At 60.4% G+C, this 18,861-nt stretch carries 16 protein-coding genes; 8 read left to right on the top strand and 8 right to left on the bottom strand.

The genetic code is table 11. The features are described 5' to 3' along the window. Positions 1-16 precede the first annotated feature (16 nt). Entirely contained in the window at positions 17-376 is a 360-nt protein-coding gene (locus AC515T_RS04785) for a DUF6124 family protein (RefSeq protein ID WP_496531623.1), read from the bottom strand. A 485-nt stretch (positions 377-861) separates the two neighbouring features. Between AC515T_RS04785 and AC515T_RS04780 the strand changes: the two genes are divergently transcribed. Further along, entirely contained in the window at positions 862-1,947 is a 1,086-nt protein-coding gene (locus AC515T_RS04780; protein WP_496531622.1) for a diguanylate cyclase domain-containing protein, read from the top strand. On the opposite strand, the gene AC515T_RS04775 is transcribed toward AC515T_RS04780, so the two are convergent. From AC515T_RS04775 to AC515T_RS04765, 3 genes are read right to left on the bottom strand one after another with little or no spacing between them, the layout of a single operon-like run. After that, complete coding sequence (locus AC515T_RS04775; protein ID WP_496531621.1) at positions 1,931-4,282, bottom strand: TonB-dependent receptor; 2,352 nt, start codon at positions 4,280-4,282, stop codon at positions 1,931-1,933. The two genes, AC515T_RS04780 and AC515T_RS04775, sit on opposite strands and share 17 nt — an antisense overlap. Position 4,283: 1 nt before the next feature. Next, positions 4,284-6,671 carry a hybrid sensor histidine kinase/response regulator gene (locus tag AC515T_RS04770; RefSeq protein ID WP_496531620.1) on the bottom strand — a complete coding sequence of 796 codons (2,388 nt, stop codon included), beginning with the start codon at positions 6,669-6,671 and terminating at the stop codon, positions 4,284-4,286. Next, positions 6,671-7,507 carry a helix-turn-helix domain-containing protein gene (locus AC515T_RS04765; protein ID WP_496531619.1) on the bottom strand — a complete coding sequence of 279 codons (837 nt, stop codon included), beginning with the start codon at positions 7,505-7,507 and terminating at the stop codon, positions 6,671-6,673. Before AC515T_RS04765 ends, AC515T_RS04770 begins: the two co-directional genes overlap by 1 nt. A 199-nt stretch (positions 7,508-7,706) precedes the next feature. Here AC515T_RS04765 and AC515T_RS04760 point away from each other — a divergent pair, with 199 nt between their 5' ends. The 3 genes from AC515T_RS04760 (at position 7,707) to AC515T_RS04750 (ending at position 12,113) form a co-directional block, all read left to right on the top strand. Beyond that, entirely contained in the window at positions 7,707-8,111 is a 405-nt protein-coding gene (locus AC515T_RS04760; protein WP_496531618.1) for a DUF488 domain-containing protein, read from the top strand. A gap of 1,086 nt (positions 8,112-9,197) precedes the next feature. Further along, positions 9,198-10,550, top strand: coding sequence for a HEAT repeat domain-containing protein (locus AC515T_RS04755; RefSeq protein WP_496531617.1), 1,353 nt, complete (start codon positions 9,198-9,200; stop codon positions 10,548-10,550). 54 nt (positions 10,551-10,604) lie between these two features. After that, positions 10,605-12,113, top strand: coding sequence for a DUF6630 family protein (locus AC515T_RS04750; RefSeq protein ID WP_496531616.1), 1,509 nt, complete (start codon positions 10,605-10,607; stop codon positions 12,111-12,113). Positions 12,114-12,358: 245 nt separating this feature from the next. On the opposite strand, the gene AC515T_RS04745 is transcribed toward AC515T_RS04750, so the two are convergent. Continuing rightward, the gene (locus AC515T_RS04745; RefSeq protein ID WP_496531615.1) at positions 12,359-12,904 is read right to left on the bottom strand and encodes a DUF4256 domain-containing protein; all 546 of its coding nucleotides are present in this window, start codon (positions 12,902-12,904) and stop codon (positions 12,359-12,361) included. Between the two features lie 69 nt (positions 12,905-12,973). Here AC515T_RS04745 and AC515T_RS04740 point away from each other — a divergent pair, with 69 nt between their 5' ends. Both AC515T_RS04740 and AC515T_RS04735 read left to right on the top strand, forming a co-directional pair. Beyond that, positions 12,974-13,510: a GNAT family N-acetyltransferase gene (locus AC515T_RS04740; RefSeq protein WP_496531614.1), complete on the top strand. Its 537-nt coding sequence runs from the start codon at positions 12,974-12,976 to the stop codon at positions 13,508-13,510. Positions 13,511-13,550: 40 nt separating this feature from the next. Beyond that, on the top strand, positions 13,551-13,967 hold the full coding sequence (locus AC515T_RS04735) for a VOC family protein (protein ID WP_496531613.1): 417 nt from the start codon (positions 13,551-13,553) through the stop codon (positions 13,965-13,967). Positions 13,968-14,110: 143 nt separating this feature from the next. Here AC515T_RS04735 and AC515T_RS04730 read toward each other — a convergent pair whose 3' ends face one another. Both AC515T_RS04730 and AC515T_RS04725 read right to left on the bottom strand, forming a co-directional pair. Continuing rightward, positions 14,111-14,482, bottom strand: a complete 372-nt coding sequence (locus tag AC515T_RS04730; RefSeq protein ID WP_024777581.1) for a PH domain-containing protein — start codon at positions 14,480-14,482, stop codon at positions 14,111-14,113. A gap of 60 nt (positions 14,483-14,542) precedes the next feature. After that, positions 14,543-15,802, bottom strand: coding sequence for an IS256 family transposase (locus AC515T_RS04725; protein ID WP_496530171.1), 1,260 nt, complete (start codon positions 15,800-15,802; stop codon positions 14,543-14,545). Positions 15,803-15,978: 176 nt separating this feature from the next. On the opposite strand from AC515T_RS04725, the gene AC515T_RS04720 reads away from it, so the two are divergent. Next, positions 15,979-17,028, top strand: coding sequence for a hypothetical protein (locus AC515T_RS04720; protein WP_496531612.1), 1,050 nt, complete (start codon positions 15,979-15,981; stop codon positions 17,026-17,028). Positions 17,029-17,234: 206 nt separating this feature from the next. Here AC515T_RS04720 and AC515T_RS04715 read toward each other — a convergent pair whose 3' ends face one another. Continuing rightward, positions 17,235-17,948, bottom strand: coding sequence for a FadR/GntR family transcriptional regulator (locus tag AC515T_RS04715; protein ID WP_496531611.1), 714 nt, complete (start codon positions 17,946-17,948; stop codon positions 17,235-17,237). A gap of 97 nt (positions 17,949-18,045) precedes the next feature. On the opposite strand from AC515T_RS04715, the gene AC515T_RS04710 reads away from it, so the two are divergent. Next, positions 18,046-18,789 (top strand): FadR/GntR family transcriptional regulator, encoded by a 744-nt coding sequence (locus AC515T_RS04710; RefSeq protein ID WP_186708942.1) that lies wholly within the window; start codon positions 18,046-18,048, stop codon positions 18,787-18,789. The last annotated feature ends 72 nt before the right edge of the window (positions 18,790-18,861 follow it).

Below are 18,861 nucleotides of genomic sequence, written 5' to 3'. Positions count from 1 at the left end.
GAGTTACCCGCCAAATCTACCTCACCTCAACAATATCCAAAGCCCGATTCGCCAACAGCTCACTCACCTCAATCACCTGCAAAATCCCCAACGCAACACGCCGCCTCGACCCATCCAGATCAAACGCCAAATCACTGATCATCGCGTTCACCGAAGCCAGGTTCTCACTGAGATTCGCCAGCAAACACTCAGAATCAACCCCCGGATCAATCCGTAAAATGGAGTCAGACTTGTCAGACGTTTCGCCCTTAGGCTTGGGTTTCAGGTAAAAATCCAACGCTCGCGTGGCAGCGTCATCGATTTTCTTGTTGCGGGCAGACTGAGCACGGGAGACGTGTTCGTTCGTATCAGGGGGATTCGGCGTATCTTTTGCCATCGTCTTGCTTCCTGTCATTGGAGCCATCACCCGCTCGCTGCTAAACGATGGGAGGCAGCTGTACGCAGGTTAGCAGACCGGGGAAACAAGAAACCGGCGCGTCCGGGGACGCCCTGCGCACAGCCACCATCAAGTGCAGGATGGGAATCCCGACTGGATGACGCCTTGCACAACCTGTTTCACCGCGAGCTGCTAAACCCGATCACTGATGAGCAGTGACAGGCCCCAAACTACCGACGCAACCCCAGGCGAACAAGCCGGCGGATTCTGGCGTAGTTGTAGGCAAAGGCGCAAGGCGACGTCGGCTGGTAAGCCGCTACCGCCCAATGTCTGACAGCCCTACCTGACACGCGCAAAAAATCTTTCCATTCCATCCCCTCCCGCAAAGCCCCCATCCGCTCCAGCAAACGCCCCCACCCATCCCCACCTCGATAATGCCCCCTTCACTCACCCCCTACCGCTACAACCGAGCACCGTGTACCCCCATGAACCTACGCACCTTCATCCGGAGCTATTGCCTCAACTCCAGGCTCGCCACACATACCCTGACCCGCCTGCACAAGGCGCTGTCCTCCCTGGCCGGCTACCTGGCCCAACAAGGCTTCGATTCCAATACATGGCCAACCACCCGTGACGAAGCCACGCAGGACCGTCGCCTCAACACCGTCTGCCCAGAGCTGGCCGCCACCGTGTTCAGCCACGCCCGCGAAGGCATCATCCTGGTCGACCCCTTTGGCCGGGTCATCGCCGTGAACGAGGCCTTCACCCGGCTCACCGGTTACGGGCAGGAAGAGATAGAGGGCCGCGAGTTGAACGCCCATCGCATGGTCCGTCGGCTCACGGCGTTTTATGCGCCGATGAAAAACGCGTTGGATTTTCACGGGCATTGGTCCGGTGAAATCCAAAGCAGCCACAAGGACGGTCGGGAGATGACGTCGCGGATCAGCGTCAGTGCGGTGCATGACCGGCACGGCAATGTTCAGCACTATGTGGCGCTGCTCGGCGATATGACGCAGATGAAGCAGCGGCTGCAGTTGCTGGAGCGTGATGCGCGGTATGACGCGCTCACGCAGTTGCCCAATCGGTTGTTGTTGGCCGAGCGGATGCGTCAGGCGTTGGGCAAGGCGCGTATTCATCAGCAGAAGGTGGCGATCGCGTTTATTGACCTGGATGGGTTCAAGGCGCTGAACGACAGTTATGGCCATGACTGGGGTGATCGGGTGTTGCAGATTGTCGCGGCGCGGATCAATGCGACGTTGCGTGAGGGCGATACGTTGGCGCGGCTGGGGGGTGATGAGTTTGTCGCGGGGCTGGTGGGCTTGCAGGCGGTGGAGGACAGCGAGCCGTTGCTCAAGCGGATGCTGGCGGCGGCCAATGCGCCTATTTTGATTGGTGCGCAGACGGTGGAGATTGCCGCGAGTATCGGGGTGGCGTTTTATCCTGAGCATGGGCATGAAGTCGATGGGCTGATCAGTAAAGCCGATCAGGCGATGTACCTGTCGAAAAAGGCCGGCGGTAATCGTTTGGCGTTTTGTCCGACGCGGTTTATTTCCCTCAATAGCGAAGCCTGACGGTGGTGCCGACGGTTCGTTCGCTGCCGGTCATGACGCCGTAGTCGCCGGAGCCGAGCAGTGAATACACGGCGGTGATGTACTGGCGATCGAAGACGTTGCGCACCCAGCCTTCCACTTCCCAGGCGCGGTCCTGGCTGCGCAGGCCCAGGCGCAAATTGGCGAGGCCGTAGCTGGGTTGATAGCTGCCTTCGCCGCCTTCGAGGGTGCCGGAGTAGCCGGTGCGGAAGCTGTAGTCGATGCCGCTGTAGGCTTCCAGGCCGTAGGGCAGCGGATGGGTGTGGTCGAGGCCGCTGCTGAGGTTCCATTCCGGCGCGTTGTAGAGGCGTTCGCCGCTGAGGTCGCAGGTCCATTGGCCCGACTCTGGTGGGCACGGTGCGTTGGGGAAGCTGCGGTAGCGCGCATCGCTCCAGGCCAGGCCCAGGCGCCCGGTGAGTCGGGGGGTGAGTTGCCAGGCGGAATCGAGTTCGATGCCGCGCAGGCGGACTTTGCCGACGTTGATCAGGTTGTCCCGCAGCGGTGGTGCGAACAGCGAGGTGGGTGGGCTGTAGGTGAGCGCCTGGTAGTTGTCGACGTCGGTCTGGTAGACGGCGAGGTCGAGCAACGCGCGCTCATCCCAGAAGCGCGTTTTCATGCCCAGTTCCAGGGACGTGGCCCGCTCCGGTTCGAAGGTGGGCGCGGTGAACGGGCCGACCACGTCGAAGTTGATGCCGCCGGCCTTGTAGCCCCGCGACCAGCTGACGTAACCCATCACCGCATCGCTGAAGCGGTAGCTGGCGCTGACGAGGCTGGAGACGTTGTCTTCTTCAATCGAGTCCTCGCGGTAATAACCACCGCCGAGGGCAATGTCCCGCAGCAATTGTCCACCCGACTGGAACACGGCTGGCAAGCCGGTCAGCGGGGCGAGGTTGCTGGCGTCGCGGGAGATCCAGGCGTTCTTGCGCTCTTGGCTGTAGCGCAGGCCACCGGTGAGTTCCAGCGGGTCAATCGGGCGCCAGGAAAGCTGGCCGAAAATGGCTCGGCTGTCGCCCTTCTGTTCGCCGTCATAGCGTTGCCGGGCGCCGTCCAGCAGCACGACCGGCACCTGCTTCGGATTGGTGAAGGTGATGCCATAGAGTTTTTTCAATTGCTCCAGTTGATCGCCAACGAACCAGGGCGCGGCGTCCTTGCCGAATTCGGTATCGATCCCGCGGTCGAGCTGTTGGCGCAGGTAGTAGAGCCCGGCGACATAGTCGATGGACGAGCCGGCCGTGCCGGACAGGCGCCATTCCTGGCTGAACTGGCGGTGGCCCAGCTCGGTTTCGGATTGGATCACCGACAGCGCGGTGCTGTCGGTATCGCGGGTGGCGCGGTAGTCCCAGTCGCGGTAGGCGGTGATGCTGGTGAAGCGCATGGCCTCGTCGAGGTCCCAGTTCAATTCCAGTGACACGCCGTTCTGCAGGGTTTGCGGATGACCTGGCGCGTCGATCCGGGTTTCACGTTGGTAAGGGTCGGGCTCCGCCAAGGGATAGCCGAAGAATTTGGCGCGCTTGCGGGTCTGGCTGCTGTAGTGATTGACCAGCAGCACGTTGCCGGCTTCGTTTTGCTCGGCATAGTCGGCGATGAGGCGGGCGCTGAAGTCCGGGGTCGGCGTCCACAGCAACTGACCGCGCAGGCCTTGACTGTCGGCGTCGCCGAGGCGGGCGCCGTCTTGCAGGTTTTCCACTGCGCCATCGGTGGAGCTGTCGAAGACATTCAGTCGCCCGGCGAGCACGTCGTCCTGCAGCGGGCCGGAAATCGTCCCGCGAAACTCACGCAAGCCATGCTCGCCGTAACTGGCTTCGAGGTTGGCTTCGGGCTGGAACGTCGGTTGCCGGGTGATGATGTTCAGCGCGCCGGCGGTGGTGTTCTTGCCGAACAAAGTGCCTTGCGGCCCGCGCAATACTTCGATGCGCTCGATGTCCATCAATTCGGTGAAGGCCATGCCCTGGCGCGCCTGATAGACGCCATCGACGTAGGTGCCGACGCTGCCTTCCAGGCCATCGTTGTAGGCGGTAGCGCCGAAACCGCGCAGGCCGAAGCCGGCGTAGCGGGCGTCATGGCCGGACACGATCAAGCCGGGCACGCGTTGCTGAATGTCTTGCAGACGATGCAGGCCGGCCTCGTCCAGTTGCTCGCCGTAGAGGACGTTGATCGGGATCGGTACGTTTTGCGGGTCTTCCTCGCGACGTCGGGCGGTAACGGTGGTTTCGTCGAGCGTGAGGGCGCCGGGCGCCGCTTGCTCGCCATGGACAGACGCCCAAGGCAACGTCGAAAGGCTGCCGAGCAAGAGCAGTCGGTACCCCAAACCCGGCATGCTAGAACTCCCGAGCCATTTCGCGACGCACTGTGTCCGGGCAGGCCAGTGCCTTGACGCAGGCCAGCAATTCGCGGCTGTCGGCAGGCTTGAGCAATACCGCGTCGAAGGCCAGGTTCTTTGGACAGTCCTCTGGTCGGCGTGGCGGGACCGCTGAGTAAAGCATCACGGGCAGATGACGCCAACGCTCGCGCACGTGGCGCAGCAGCTCCCAGCCGTCCATGCCGGGCATCATCTGGTCGCTGATCAGCAGGTCGACCGACTGTTCAGCCAGGCAGGCCAAGGCGTCTTCGCCGGTCGCCGCCATGCTCACGTCGAAACCGTAGCCGGCCAGCAGGTCATAGAGCCATTCGCTGTTTTGCTCGACGTCGTCCACCAACAGAACGTGTTTGCCCTGGCCGTTGAGCGGCTTGACGTTGTTGTCGACGATGCCGTTTTCCAGGTCGTGCTCCTCGGCGTATTTCAGCTGCAAGCGAAAACTGAAGTGGCTGCCCTGCCCCGTGGCTTGGGGTTCGAGGCGGCTGTCCATGCGCTCCAACAGTTGCGTGACGATGGACAGGCCCAGCCCGCTGCCTTCGTAACGCTGGGCATTGCGGCCGCGGCGGAACGGCTGCAGGAGTTGTTCGAACTCTTGCGGGTCGATGCCGATGCCAGTGTCGATCACGCCGAAGCGCAGTTCCACGGTGTCGGGGATTACGCCTGGACACCAACTCACTTCGAAGCGGATCTGGCCGTGGCGGGTGAATTTCGCCGCGTTGGCCAGGAGGTTCATGAGGATCTGCCGGAGGCGTTTGAAGTCGGCCTCTACCAGTGGCGGCAGGTCATCCGCCAGCACAGCCTCGAAGGTGTTGCCCTGGCGCGCGGCGAGAAAACCCGCCTCGTCTGCGATCTCTTTGAGGAAGCCATACAGGTAGCCCGGCGCGAGGGTCAGTTGCATCTGCTCCAGCTCGCCACGGGAAAACTCGAGCATCTCGTCGATCAATTCCAGTTGCTGGCGGGCGTTGCGCTCGATGGTCGCTTGATAATCGCGGTTGGGTCCGGCGTGCAGCAGTCGCGCGTAATCAATGATGCGCACCAGCGGCGAGCGCAGGTCATGACTGATCCGCGCCATCAACGCACTGCGGGCCGCCAGGGATTCGCGCAACTGCGACGTGCGCAGCGCCACGGTGCTTTCCAGGCGTTCGTGCTCGGCCTGGCGTTGTTGTTCGAGGGTGGACAGGGCGTTTCTTTCGCGGTTGCGGCTGCGGGCGACTTCCATGATCAACGTGCACACCAGCAACACCACGCCCGGCAAGGTCGACGATAAGTTGTTTCTGCTTTGCGGCGACTGCCAGGGCAGTTGTTCTTGCGGGAAGAAAATCCGCATCAGCAATTGCCCAACCAATAGCGCCGGCACCAGCCACGCCATCCAGTGGTAAGTGAGCCTTCTGCGCCAAGCCATCAATAGCGTGGCGAGCAACGCGCCATAAAAACTGAACAGGGATATCTGGACGATCTGCGCGCCCTGGACCGGGTCGACCTTGAGCCACCAGAGTCGGCCGCAGACACAGCCCAACAGCGGCACCCAATAGCTCCAGCCGATGACTTTGGGCAGCCGGGAAACCTGCAACAGCACGCGGAAGTAGGCCAGGAACAGCACGAACGAGATCGCGCTGGCACAGACCAGCAGCTCGCGGGTCCAGCCCAGCGCCGAAGGCCAGTAGATCAGGTAACCGTTGATGATGCAGGTCAGCAGGATGTAGCTCAGCACCGCGCCCGCGTTCACGGTGAGCAGTCGGGAGCGCAGGATCCAGCCGACGATGAGGCCGAACGGGACGACCAGCAGGACAATGCCGAGGGTCAGTCCGTCGCTCAGGTAAGTCTGTTGCTGACTGCGCAGCAGCACCGGCTCGGACCACAGTTCCGGTTCCAGCAACATCTGGAAATTGCTCGCCACGCGGACGAACACCGTAACGCTCTCCCCTGCCGCCAACGAAACCGGGAACGCCGGCTGACGCGCCGCCGGCTGGAGCCATTCGACCAAGGGATAGGCGGCTCCGCCGTGGGCAACACGCCCCGGTTGGTAGACGCGGATGTCTTCCAGGCGCGGCGCCCCGATCACCAGCAGGCGCGAACACGCCACAGCGCTTGAATTGGTGAGCGGCACTTTCAACCAGAAGGCGGAGCGGCTGTAGCCTTGAGTCGGCCAGCTTGGGGTGGCGGCGGCGAAGCGCGTTTCGGGCAGTTGCGCGACGTCTTCCAGGCTCAGGCTGGCCTGGGTGTCTTCGAAAAACTGTATCTCGGGCATCAAGTCCAGGTGGTCAGCCCGGCAGATATCCACAGGCGCGGCGTGTAGCAGGCCTGTGGATAACAACGCTATCGTCAGCAATAAAAACTGTAGAAGCCGCATCAGGCGCGCCCAGCCGACTCGGTTTCGGGGATACCCGAGGCTTGCTGGCGAAACTGGCCGGGCGTCATGCCGATTCGCTGGCGGAAGGCCGTGGTGAAGTTGCAAGCGTTGCGAAAGCCCACCAGTTCGGCAACGTCCTGCACGCTCATGGCGCTTTCACAGAGCAGATCCTGGCCGCGCCGCAATCGCGCGTCGCGAATGTACGCGAACACGGTCAGCCCCAGGTGCTCGCGAAAGATCCGCGAGAGGCGTTTCTCGTGGGTGCCGACTTTTTGCGCCAGTTGGACCAGGGAAGGCATGTCATCGAGGTGTTGCTCGATCAGTCGCATCGCGGCGCGCAGGACGATCTCATCGCCCTCCGGCTCCGGATCGGCCGGGCTGGCTTGGCCGGTGGGCGGCGCGCGCCAGGTCAATTGCAGGTGGATCTTGATACGCGCCAGCACTTCTTCGGGCGCACAGGACTTGGGGATGTAATCGACGCCGCCCACGGTCAGGCCTTCCAGGCGCTCGATTGAGCTGTTGGCCGAAGACAGGAACAGGATCGGCGTGTGCCGGGTCGTCGGGGCCTCGCGCAACAGCCGGCACAGGCTGAAACCGTTCATGTGCGGCATGTGCACATCCAGCACGATCAAATCCGGACGCAAGGCCAATGCCCGCTGGTAGCCCTGGTGGGCATCGCTGGCCAGGGAAATGCGCCAGGGCTGCGCCTTGAGCAGGATCAGCGTCGCACGGATATCCTCCGGAACATCGTCGATCAGCAGAATATGCGGCGGTTCGGATGACACCGCCGCGCCTCCCACCGTCGCCGCCCGCCTTTCGTATCGTCGGTCGTCCATGCGCTACGTTCTCTTATCGTGCATTTGCCAATTAATTGCCGGAAAGCAACCGTATTGCAAAGCTAATCGATGGATCGGTGAAAATCGTTATACCGATAGCGGCAGGTCCGGCAAAGACTTGAAGGCGTTCAATTGCCCATGGCCGCCCTATTGTTGACGACCTATGCTGGGACGATCTCACTTCGACAGGCTGGCTGTGATGATCCAATGCAAACGGGCCTATGAAACGGCGAGCGCCGAAGATGGCGTACGGATTCTTGTGGACCGCTTGTGGCCGCGCAATTGCCGCAAGGATGCGTTGGCGATTGCCGAGTGGCTGCCGGAGGTTGGGCCTTCCCATGAGTTGCGCAAGGCGTTCAAGGCGGGAGCGGCTTCGTTTGCCGAGTTCAGCGTGGCGTATCGGCGAGAACTGGCGGGACGGCCAGAGCATTGGTGGAAGCTGGTGGATATTGCGCGGGGTGGGACGCTGACGTTGGTGTATGCGGCCAAGTCGATGGTTGAGAATAATGCGGTAGTGTTGGCGCAATGGTTGGAGGATGAGGTGGAGAAGCGGGCGGAGGGGAGCTCAGCGGTTTGTTATTTGTCTGAGTTTCCAGAGCGTTGAGTCACTGAACTACCTGTGGGAGCGAGCTTGCTCACGATAGCGGTAATCCAGCCGTCATTGATGCTGCCTGACCTGGCCCTATCGCGAGCAGGCTCGCTCCCACAGTGGCATGTGGCCGGCCAGCTGATTATTCCCGCGCTGCGCGGGAACGATTAGTCGCCTGGGGGCTGCTGCGCAGCCCAGCGGGAGCAAGCTCCCTCGCCACGGGTTTATTCGTTTGCTTAAGTTCGGCGCCGTTAGATCGTTCTCACGCAGAGCGTGGGTCTGATCGAAGTGTGTTCGACACTGAACTACCTGTGGGAGCGAGCTTGCTCGCGATAGCGGTAATCCAGCCGTCATTGATGCTGGCTGACCTGGCCCTTTCGCGAGCAGGCTCGCTCCCACAGTGGCATGTGGCCGGCCAGCTGATTATTCCCGCGCTCCGCGGGAACGATTAGTCGCCTGGGGGCTGCTGCGCAGCCCAGCGGGAGCAAGCTCCCTCGCCACGGGTTTATTCGTTTGCTTACGTTCGGCGCCGTTAGATCGTTCTCACGCAGAGCGTGGGTCTGATCGAAGTGTGTTCGACACTGAACTACCTGTGGGAGCAAGCTTGCTCGCGATAGCGGTAATCCAGCCGTCATTGATGCTGCCTGACCTGGCCCTTTCGCGAGCAGGCTCGCTCCCACAGTGGCATGTGGCCGGCCAGCTGATTATTCCCGCGCTCCGCGGGAACGATTAGTCGCCTGGGGGCTGCTGCGCAGCCCAGCGGGAGCAAGCTCCCTCGCCACGGGTTTATTCGTTTGTTTAAGTTCGGCGCCGTTAGATCGTTCTCACGCAGAGCGTGGGTCTGATCGAAGTGTGTTCGACACTGAACTACCTGTGGGAGCGAGCTTGCTCGCGATAGCGGTAATCCAGCCGCCATTGATGCTGCCTGACCTGGCCCTATCGCGAGCAGGCTCGCTCCCACAGTGGGCTGCGCCTGGTCGGTCGATGGCTTCACGCGCCTGAGTGGGAGTGTTCAGTAGTTTGGGACAGAGTCGACGCGAATTTGAACCCTGGAATGAGGTATAAGAAAAACCCGCATTAAAGCGTGTAAAGGACTGAAGCGTGAGCGCAATACGATCATGGCTGGACAGGTTGAAGAACAAGCAGACGCCTGTGCTCTCTTGGGCCGATCGGCGGCAGAACGAAGCGCTGGAACTGCTCGCGCGCGCAGAGACCCACGCAACGTGGCCAGAGCTCAGCAGTCACTACAACGGTTTCGTCCGGGAAATCGCCGTAAGGGAACTGTGCAGGCATCCCTCGCCTGAAGCGTTAGTCGCTTTGATAGAACGGCTGAATGATTGGGTCCCGCAAATTCGCGATTTAGCCACCGCGGGCCTGGAGCATTACCTTTCGCCCGACCACGTCCAGGCACTGCTGTTTGCGGTGGAGCCCCTCTTGGCTTTGGCTGCCCGGCGTAGAGCCGATCATGGCAAGACCCTGCAAACCGCTCGTGCTGTTTTGCAATCGCCTGTTATCCGAGACACGGTCCACACGAACTTCCTGACACGCCAAGGTAAAGCTGCCCGCTATTTGTTCGAACTTCTGCTCGAGAATGATCCGGCCCCGGAAGCACTCCTACGCAGCGCCCTCGCCCATCGTGAAGTGACCGTAAAGTTGATGGCCGTTTCTGCCTGTCAGCAAATGCCGGGCGCCCACGCTCGTCTTCTGCTGCTTGAAGCCCTGTCTCAACGCGGCGCCAAATTTCGCGTTTGCGTGCTGCGCGCGCTGCTTCCTCTGCTTGATGACCCCAGGCCTGTCGTATGTGAGGCCTTGCTCGACGCATCCCCCTCGATCCGTAGCCTGGCGCGCTGGGCTGCGCCAAGCAGCAACGTCGATGCTGCGATGATCCTGGCTGACCGACTGAAGCAGGCTATCCCCATCAGAAAGCGGGACTGGCTTGGTGTACTTGGCCTTGCAGCGGAGCTCAACATCGAGCTGGAACCGCAGTGGCAAAAAGAAGCGATGCGTTCCAGCTATTCAACGGTGAGGCATGCCGCTGTCAGCGCGGTGTCCGACAGCCTGCTGCCGGAACTGCTCAGCGCGCTTGATGACCCGTCGGACAAGGTTTTTACCGCCGCAATCGCTCGCTTGAACAAACAACCCTGGTCATTAGTGAAGGCTGGGGTAGACGCCAAGCTGGATCGAGATTGGCATGACCTTTCACCAAAACGCCGAGACGCGATTTTCCGGTTGCGACCGCTATGGCAGCAGGCTGAGTACCTGTTGGCTCGGCTGGACGCGGAACCAACGGTGCAGGCATTTTGGCTCCGTCAGCTGAACCTATGGTGCGATCGTCAATATCTGATGGTCGATCCGGTCACACCAAAGGCCGAGCGAGCAGTGCTTGCAGAGCGACTCCGAGCGCTGGCCGCGCACAGCCTTATTGACAGCAACAGCGTTGCACGCGTTGTTTAGCCACAAACCCATTGGCCGGGCACCGCAGACACAATCACAAGGAAGACAGGCGTGATGCAATCGCAATTTGATCCGTTGGTTCATATCGATTGGAAAACACCGGGCGGCGAATTGCTCGGGCTGTTGCAGCATTACTATCCCGACCTCGGTGTGTTTGCCGGCCCGGGGTTCGAGGCGTTGTTGGATGAGCTGTCCAACGAAATGCCCGAGGTCTGCTTCGAGGCGCTGGCGCCGGTGTTGGCCGGTCAAGGTTATGACCTGTGGAACCTGGATGCCGGTGGCGATGATTATCGGCCGGTCATTGTCCCGGTCGATCAGCGCGAGGCGTTTGCCCAGCATTGGCAGGGCCAGCGCGGCGAGCCGAGGTTCACGGCGCGTTTGATCGAGCCGCCGAAGCCTGCCGCCGCCGAACGCAAACCGGCCAAACCCAAGCGCGGCAAGGTGAAGTGGCTGCAGGAGGTGCATGACTATCCCGGCGCCACCTATGTGCATGAATACAACTACCGCAACGGTTGGGCCGCCATCACCGAGCAGGACGAAGACCAGTGGTTGTGTTTCCTGATCGATTACAACCAGTGGCCACCCGCCGAACAGGACATGCTCGAACACCGGAGCGATGGCGTGGACGGCGCGGACCTGCAGCTCATCGATGCCGATGCTCAGCGCAGCCTGTGGAAACGTCAGGTCGTACGCGGCGATTACAGTGCGGACGACCGCTACCAGTACGAAATTCGGCAAGGCGATGAGATCGCGGCGTTCGGGCCAGCCGGGGTGCAATGGCCGGAATTTGAACAGCCTTGCGTGGTGCTGGGTTCGGCGATATTCGAACGTCAGCGCCTCTATGAACCCGAGCATTTGACGCGGATCTGGCGGATCACGGCGGACAGCAGCGAGGTGATTTTCGAGCACGCGGATGAACTGACGATCCTGCCCATCGGCCCCCGCCGCTTGCTGTTCATGCAGCACAACGGCCCGAAGTGCTGGGTCTGGCAGCAAGACCCGCCGCACCAGGCCATCGTCGCCAAGCCGATGCCTGCGCAGGCCTATAAGTTGCGGGCATCAACCGTGTACCTGGGGGGCGACGAGATCCTGTTGTTCAGCGAAAGCGCGCGGCAGAACGTCGAGCATTCGGGTTATCAGGAAACCGTACTGCTGGCCTGGCGCTTCAACTTCATGACCGGCGCCAAGACCCAGGCGACGCTGGACGGTTTCGGCAGTGAACTGCGCCAGGACACACGCCTGCTCGTCACCCAGCCCAAGCAAGTCATCACGTTGCGCACCTTTCATGGGCAGCTTCAGGTGTCCCGGGGGCATGGGGATTGGTGGGTGTGGAATTACCGCGCCAACACCTTTGGCACACAGACGTTGGCGTGGTTTTGGAATCAGGACAGCAATGAGGTGGTGAAGCTGTCGACCAAGGACATTCCACGGATCAAGCCGGACATTCGTTATGTGCCGGCGCAGGATCGGTATCTGGCGTTCGAGACGGAGTTTGTGGCGCGGTTGCCGGAATTTAGCGAAATGGTCGAGGCCAAGGGCAGTGAGGTTTTGGTTTTTGAGTGAGGTGGTTTTGCTGCACCGCGGCCGTCCGAACACAGGAGCTTTTGTGGCGAGGGAGCTTGCTCCCGCTCGGCTGCGCAGCAGTCGTAAAAACTGCCAACTGTTTTTTCCTGGCACCACCGCGTTGGATGGTTTTTAGGGCTGCTGCGCACCCCAGCGGGAGCAAGCTCCCTCGCCACGGGGCGGTGGTTGGCTGAACATTGCGTGTTCATGCAAACTCAATCATCCGCACCTACCAAGCTGTTTGCTCAAATACACAGCACGCCGCGAAACCCGCGCGCCGCGTAATACGACTGCACGCCATTGTGGTAGATGAACACCCGGCCATACCGATAGTCGCCAAAAATCGCCCCATCGAGCGAGCGAAGTTCTGGAGGGGTTGCCAGCCAACTGGAGGTCTTGGCATCAAACTCGCCGAGCTTTTGCAGCGCCCGGTACTGGTCTTCCGTCAGCAGGGCGATGCCCATCTCTTCGGCCATTTCGATAGCACTGCCTTTGGGCTTGTTCTCCTTGCGCGCATCCAGGGCCGCGCGGTCGTAGCAAAGGCTCCGGCGGCCGGTGGGGCTCTCCTTGGCGCAATCGCAGAAGGTGACTGCGCCGGTCTTCGGGTCGAGGTCGATCACGTCGGGCTCGCCGCCGGTGGCTTCCATGGCCTGGAGGGATTTCAAGGCAGTGGGGTTGTTTTCGAGCCGGGTCTGGACGTCGGTCCAAAGGATGGCCGGGTGACGGCTCAGGTTTTGTTCGAAGCGGATTTTCAGGGTTTGAATGAGGTTGTCTTGTTCTTGTTTTTTCATGGTTCGGGTGTCCGCGGGTGATCGGTTGGTCAATGATAGTGACTTCTAGAGACGCTGAGGCATGCCCAAATGGTTATAGGAAATGCGTCAGACGCTCTGCTGAGCTTTCGACCGGTTAACCTCAACCAGGACAGCGATGTTTGCGTGCGCTTCTTTGAGGACATGCTGCTGTGTGCGTTGGGTTCTGCACAACAGCTTCACGTCCCCGATGGTAGGCAGCGATACCTTCAGTCGCTGCAAGAAAAAGCAGCCGAAGCTCCTGGCAGCGTTGTCCATGCCTGGGATGAAACACGGATCGTGGGGCAGATAGAGATGTCGCTGCTGAAGACAGAACCTGCAGTGGGCTACATCCACTTTTTCTATCTCACCCCCGAGTGGCGATCCCGCGGTGCAGGAAAGTTGTTGCTGGCTTACGCGACCCACTTTCTTGCAGGGCTGGGCTGCGAGCGGATGAGATTGTCGGTGAGCGAAACGAACCAAAGGGCGGCGCGGTTTTATCGTCACCACGGCTGGGCCGATATCGGGCCCAGGCAAGATAAGCCAGAGCTGCGCTTGATGGAAAAGCCCATTAGCTCGGCGGTGGCGGCACCGCATGACCTAAGATGAAGTAACCCGTAGCGTCCACCACTGAACACATGAGGCCCCTATGAAGAACTTCACGATTCAACGTATTGACCACATCGTCCTGCGGGTAAAAGACATCGAGCGCAGCCTCGCTTTCTATACCTCGGTGCTCGGTTGCGAGCTCAAGAAACGCCGGGACGATCTTGGCATGGTCCACCTTGGCACCGGTATTTCGATGATTGACCTGGTTGCCGTCGACGGGCCTCTCGGTCGCCAGGGTGGGCCGGCAGCCGGTAAGCAAGGGCACAATGTCGATCACCTCTGCCTGCGTATCGAACCGTTTGATGAACCCGCCCTCCTCGCGCATTTGGCCTCAGCCGGCCTGACCGTTGAGAAGGCGCAGATGCGTTATGGCGCGGAGGGCAAGGGTTGGTCGATTTACTGCTTCGATCCGGATGGCAACCAGATCGAGTTGAAGGGCCCGGCGCTGGAGCCCTGAGCGGCAACTGGCGGGCAATCCCCTGTGGGAGCGAGCTTGCTCGCGAATGCGGTCTGTCTGGGTCGGTGATGTTGAATGTGCCATAGCCTTCGCGAGCAAGCCCGCTCCCACAGGGGGTTGGCGGTGGACACTGAGTTTGCCGATCAGGCCAGGAGGTGTTTGGAGATCACCTTGGATATTTCCACAATGCCGGTCTTGCCGGTGAATTCGAATTTCACTTTGCCCAGGGATGAAAAGTAGATCTCCAGTTCAGAGTCCAGGTCGAAAGTGCCGGAGGTTTCGACTGAGTAGGCGACGATGTTTTTGTAGGGCAAGGAAGTGAAGTCTTTTTTGCTGCCGGTGATGCCTTGCACGTTCACCGCGATGATGCGTTTGTTGGTGAAAACCACACCGTCGCGCATCGATTTGTAAGCGTCGATAACCTGTTCACCGTCCAGCAGCAGGGCCGTGACGCGCTCAGCATATTCGTCGTTTTGCTTGAGCTTGAAGAAGCCTTTGTTGTTGAAGTCGATCATGGGAGTGTCAGATTTTTTGTGTGCGGGCCGGTAACGGCCTGCCGTTAGGCAGACCTTCATTTACCACGTCGGCCTGATGAACCGATCCCCGTACAGGATCGCGAACTGATTCATCGCACTTTTCCAATCATGGGCCGCACTGCCCCAGTTTGCTGTGATATTGCGCAAGCCCAGCCAGATCAGCTTCGTGGCAGCATCATCGGTTGGAAAGTGTCCTCTCGTTTTAATGATCTTTCGCAGTTGAGCGTTGATGCTCTCGATTGCATTGGTCGTGTAAATCACTTTCCGGATGGCGGGCGGGAAGACAAAAAACGGGATAACTCGATCCCAGGCGCGTCGCCAGGCAGCCACGACGGTCGGGTACTGCTTGCCCCAGGGGCCGGTTTCGAATGAGTCCAGAGCCACTTCGGCGGCCTCGGCGTTGATCGCTTGATAGATCGGCTTGAGAGCCTTGGCCAGTTCCCGACGTTTGTCCCAGGCTGCATAGTCGAGGCTGTTGCGGATCAGATGCACGATGCAGGTTTGCAACGTCGTCTCAGGAAACACCGCGCTCAGGGCTTCTGGCATGCCTTTGAGGCCATCGGTCACGGCAATCAACACGTCTTCGACGCCGCGTGTCTTGAGGTCATTGAAGACCTTCATCCAGAACTTGGCGCCTTCCGTTGTCTCGATCCAGATGCCCAAGATATCGCGGGTTCCGTCCGGTAGTACGCCCAAGGCCAAGTAGATGGCCTTATTGCGGACCAGACCTTCTTCCCTGATTTTGACCCGCAGCGCGTCGAAGAAGATGACCGGGTACATCGGCTCAAGCGGTCGTTGCTGCCAAGCGCCGATCTCTTCCATCACCGCGTCGGTGACCGAGCTGATGAAGTCGTGCGAGACATCCGTGCCGTACTGCTCCAGGAGAAACGCACGAATCTCGCGAACCGTCATGCCCCGAGCGTACATGGCGATGATCTTGTCATCGAAACCGGTAAAGCGCCGCTCATGCTTGGGAATCAGAATCGGCGCAAAGCTGCCATCGCGATCTCGGGGAATCTCCAGACGAAGCGGACCGTCGTCTGTCAAAACGGTCTTGCCACTTTTACCGTTGCGCTGGTTACTCGACTCCTCGGGGCGCTCCGCGCCCTGAGGATAGCCAAGATGGTGACCCAGCTCTGCACCCAGGGCTCGCTCGATAAGCGCCTTCTTGAAGGCCATCGACGCGTCCTGAATCGCCTCGGCAGTCATAGGACCTTTGACGAACTGATCAATCAGCTCCTTCGGGATCGAAGGGAACTCGGTTTTGGCCTCCAAGGCCGTCTTCTTTTTGATTGGCATACATGCACCTCTTCAGCATGTTATGCCCGAACACAAAATTTCTGACAGTCCCTCGATCATCAATAAATCCTTGTCGAGAAGAAAATGGTATTGCCTACAGTCCAGCGGCAGGTGATAGACGCAATAGTGGCACTTCAGTAGCATCCGCCAACTCTATCAATCCTTCAAGGATGACTATGCTCGCCCTGCCTCGCTGTCCTGCCCCGTTGTTAGCATTATCCGCGTTGTTCGTATTGCTCGGCGGTTGCAGCGTCAACGGCAGTTACCCCGACGCCATCGAACCGGACGCCGCCAAGTTGCGGTTCGTCGCCAATACCAGCAACGCCACGCTGGATTATTTCGATGCCGCCCATTGCGACGGGCAAACCACGGGCATTCTCAACAATATGCTGCTGAGCGATACCGCGCGGCGGGTGGGGATGAGCGTTCCGGCACCCAAGGATGCCAGGGGTTATTTGGAGGTCAAGCTCAAGTCCGGTGAGCAGATTCACCTGCGCACCAACATGAACAGCGGTTATGCCGTATGCGGCAAGGGCTTCAACTTTACGCCCGAGGCCAATGCCGAATACGAGGTGACGTTCAAGTCCGAGAAGAACTTCTGCCTGACTCAGTTGCAACGCTTGCAACGGGTCGACGGCAAGGACGTGCGCACGCCGATCCCGATCCTGAATAAAGATTTTCCCGCTTGCGCCGGTCGCAACGCGCTGTTTCCCAAGACCTACCCGGACACACCCCGCCGCTTGGAGCTGATGAACCGGGTCATCGATAAAAGCCTCGTCGTCACCGTGAAGACGGATCCGGCCAAGGAAAAAGTCGAGTCTTATTCGCCGGAGAAACTGGACACGTTGATCAGCGAACGCAAGGCCAAGCTCGGCTTCGACCTGCCACCTGACTACTGGACGCTGTACCGGGAAAACCTGAAGACGTTTGGCGATGACATGGCGCAGAACAAGACGCGCTCGATGGAGCGCTTCAAGGACGAATACCAGACGCGTCTGCGGCAGTTGAAGGATGAGCAGTTGGAGCAGTGGGCGGTGCCCAAAACCGCCAATGCCAAGCCGGAGAAAGCCGAGATCGATCTGGACGTGGCGATGATGGTGGAGTACTTCCGGATCGGGAATGGGGTAACGGTCGAAGCGGTACAGCATCACCTGGAAAGGATGGCGCAGATGGATGAGCGTTACGGGGTATGTGCAAGGTTTGCGGAGTGCTGGAAGCGCAACTAGCAGAACACTTCACCCGGCTGTACCGCCGTCATCGCGAACTAGCTCGCTCCCACAGGGGGCGGTGGTGGGCGCAGCATTTGCAAACACCCAAGATCAAAACTGTGGGAGCGAGCTTGCTCGCGATGATGGTGTGTCAGCTGCACTAATGTTGGCTGATCCGCCGCTATCGCGAGCAGGCTCGCTCCCACAGTGTTCTGCGGTGGCGGTTATTGCGCAGTCATCTCGACCACACCCCGAACCCGCTGCTGCATATTGATCAAATGCAACCGCATCGACGCCCGCGCCGCTTCCGCATCGTGCCGCGCCAACGCCGCGTAGATCTGCTCCCGCTCACGCATCACCAATGCCCGATTTTCACCCGTCACCGCCGGCCCGGCCTGTTGCACGACGGCGATCAACGTATTGCCCACATGGGCCATGGCGTCGATGAAAAAGCTGTTGCCGGTGCACTGAGCGATCTGCAGGTGAAATTCGAAATCGACCCGGGCGCTTTCGTCATCCGTTGGGTCGAAAGCATTCGATGCGTCGAGCGCTTCACGCATCGCCTGCAACTGCTCCGGCGTGGCGCGTTGCGCGGCGATGCCGGCGGCTTCCACTTCCAGGCTCAGGCGCAGTTCGATGACGGCCAGCGCATCGTAGGCGCCGCCCTTGACGTGTTTGCTGCCCTGGAAATCCCCCGGGCGGGCGGTGTCCACCACGAAGGTGCCGATGCCGTGACGGGTTTCCACCAAGCCTTCGGCCTGGAGCCGCGACATGGCCTCGCGAACCACTGTCCGACTGACGCCGCGCTCCTTGATGATGACTTGTTCGGTGGGTAACTTGCTGCCCGCAGGCAATTCGCCGGCCAGTATCTGCTGCGTCAGGTCGACCACCAGTTGTTGGGTCATGCTCAGGCGTCGATCGGGTGTGACACGGTCCATTGCACCTATCCATTAAAGCCAGACGATCGCGGCATTATAGCCGCGACGTTGCGCTAAAACTCACTATAATGCCCGCTGATCACACTAGAGCACGCCGATGACGGATCAAGCGTTATCTCCATTGAACAAGCCCCGCCGCCTCGCCGAAACCCTGGTCGACCGCTTTGCCCAGCGCATGCGCGACGGCATCCTCAAGTGCGGCGAAAAGCTCCCGACCGAAGTGCATATCATGGAGGCCGAAGGGGTCAGTCGTTCGGTGGTGCGTGAAGCGCTGTCGCGCTTGCAGGCGGCGGGGCTGGTGGAGACGCGGCACGGTGTCGGCACCTTTGTCCTCGACATGCCGGCGCCGGAGGGTTTCACCCTGGGGCCGGCGACGATTGCGACGTTGTCGGATGTGCTCAACCTGTTGGAGTTTCGCCTGAGCCTGGAAGTCCAGGCCGCTGGCATGGCCGCGCAGCGCGCAACCCCCGAAGCCCTGGCCGAACTGGCCCAGGCGCTGGAGGCGTTGCTGCAAGGGCCGGAAAAGTCCGGCACCACCATCAATGCCGATTTCCAGTTCCACCTGAAAATCGCCAAGGCCGCCGGCAATTACTACCTGATCGACATCATGAAGCACCTGGGCACGAAGCTGATCCCGCGTACGCGCATGAACTCCGCCTATTCCGGGCAAAGTGATCGCAGCGCTTACTTGCAAGGGATCAACGCCGAACATCAGCAGATCTTCGACGCCATCGCCAGCGGCAATGTCGACGCGGCGCGGGCGGCCATGTACCTGCACCTGAGCAACAGCCGCATGCGCCTGTGTGAAACACAACAGCGCCAGGCGTTCTACAACGAATAAGTGCCCATAGACCCCTGTGGCGAGGGAGCTTGCTCCCGCTTGGGCGCGAAGCGCCCACAAAGAAGGACTGCT

The sequence above is a fragment of the Pseudomonas sp. FSO-7 genome (assembly GCF_059579345.1).
This window is presented reverse-complemented; position numbering and strand designations above follow the sequence as displayed.

What these genes read in the sequence shown, in the direction of transcription:
- AC515T_RS04760 (WP_496531618.1), top strand. Translation starts at nt 7,707, where the DNA reads ATGATCCAATGCAAACGGGCCTATGAAACGGCGAGCGCCGAAGATGGC.
- AC515T_RS04715 (WP_496531611.1), bottom strand. Translation starts at nt 17,948, where the DNA reads ATGGACCGTGTCACACCCGATCGACGCCTGAGCATGACCCAACAACTG.
- AC515T_RS04770 (WP_496531620.1), bottom strand. Translation starts at nt 6,671, where the DNA reads ATGCGGCTTCTACAGTTTTTATTGCTGACGATAGCGTTGTTATCCACA.
- AC515T_RS04730 (WP_024777581.1), bottom strand. Translation starts at nt 14,482, where the DNA reads ATGATCGACTTCAACAACAAAGGCTTCTTCAAGCTCAAGCAAAACGAC.
- AC515T_RS04710 (WP_186708942.1), top strand. Translation starts at nt 18,046, where the DNA reads ATGACGGATCAAGCGTTATCTCCATTGAACAAGCCCCGCCGCCTCGCC.
- AC515T_RS04775 (WP_496531621.1), bottom strand. Translation starts at nt 4,282, where the DNA reads ATGCCGGGTTTGGGGTACCGACTGCTCTTGCTCGGCAGCCTTTCGACG.
- AC515T_RS04745 (WP_496531615.1), bottom strand. Translation starts at nt 12,904, where the DNA reads ATGAAAAAACAAGAACAAGACAACCTCATTCAAACCCTGAAAATCCGC.
- AC515T_RS04740 (WP_496531614.1), top strand. Translation starts at nt 12,974, where the DNA reads ATGGTTATAGGAAATGCGTCAGACGCTCTGCTGAGCTTTCGACCGGTT.
- AC515T_RS04720 (WP_496531612.1), top strand. Translation starts at nt 15,979, where the DNA reads ATGCTCGCCCTGCCTCGCTGTCCTGCCCCGTTGTTAGCATTATCCGCG.
- AC515T_RS04780 (WP_496531622.1), top strand. Translation starts at nt 862, where the DNA reads ATGAACCTACGCACCTTCATCCGGAGCTATTGCCTCAACTCCAGGCTC.
- AC515T_RS04750 (WP_496531616.1), top strand. Translation starts at nt 10,605, where the DNA reads ATGCAATCGCAATTTGATCCGTTGGTTCATATCGATTGGAAAACACCG.
- AC515T_RS04765 (WP_496531619.1), bottom strand. Translation starts at nt 7,507, where the DNA reads ATGGACGACCGACGATACGAAAGGCGGGCGGCGACGGTGGGAGGCGCG.
- AC515T_RS04725 (WP_496530171.1), bottom strand. Translation starts at nt 15,802, where the DNA reads ATGCCAATCAAAAAGAAGACGGCCTTGGAGGCCAAAACCGAGTTCCCT.
- AC515T_RS04735 (WP_496531613.1), top strand. Translation starts at nt 13,551, where the DNA reads ATGAAGAACTTCACGATTCAACGTATTGACCACATCGTCCTGCGGGTA.
- AC515T_RS04785 (WP_496531623.1), bottom strand. Translation starts at nt 376, where the DNA reads ATGGCAAAAGATACGCCGAATCCCCCTGATACGAACGAACACGTCTCC.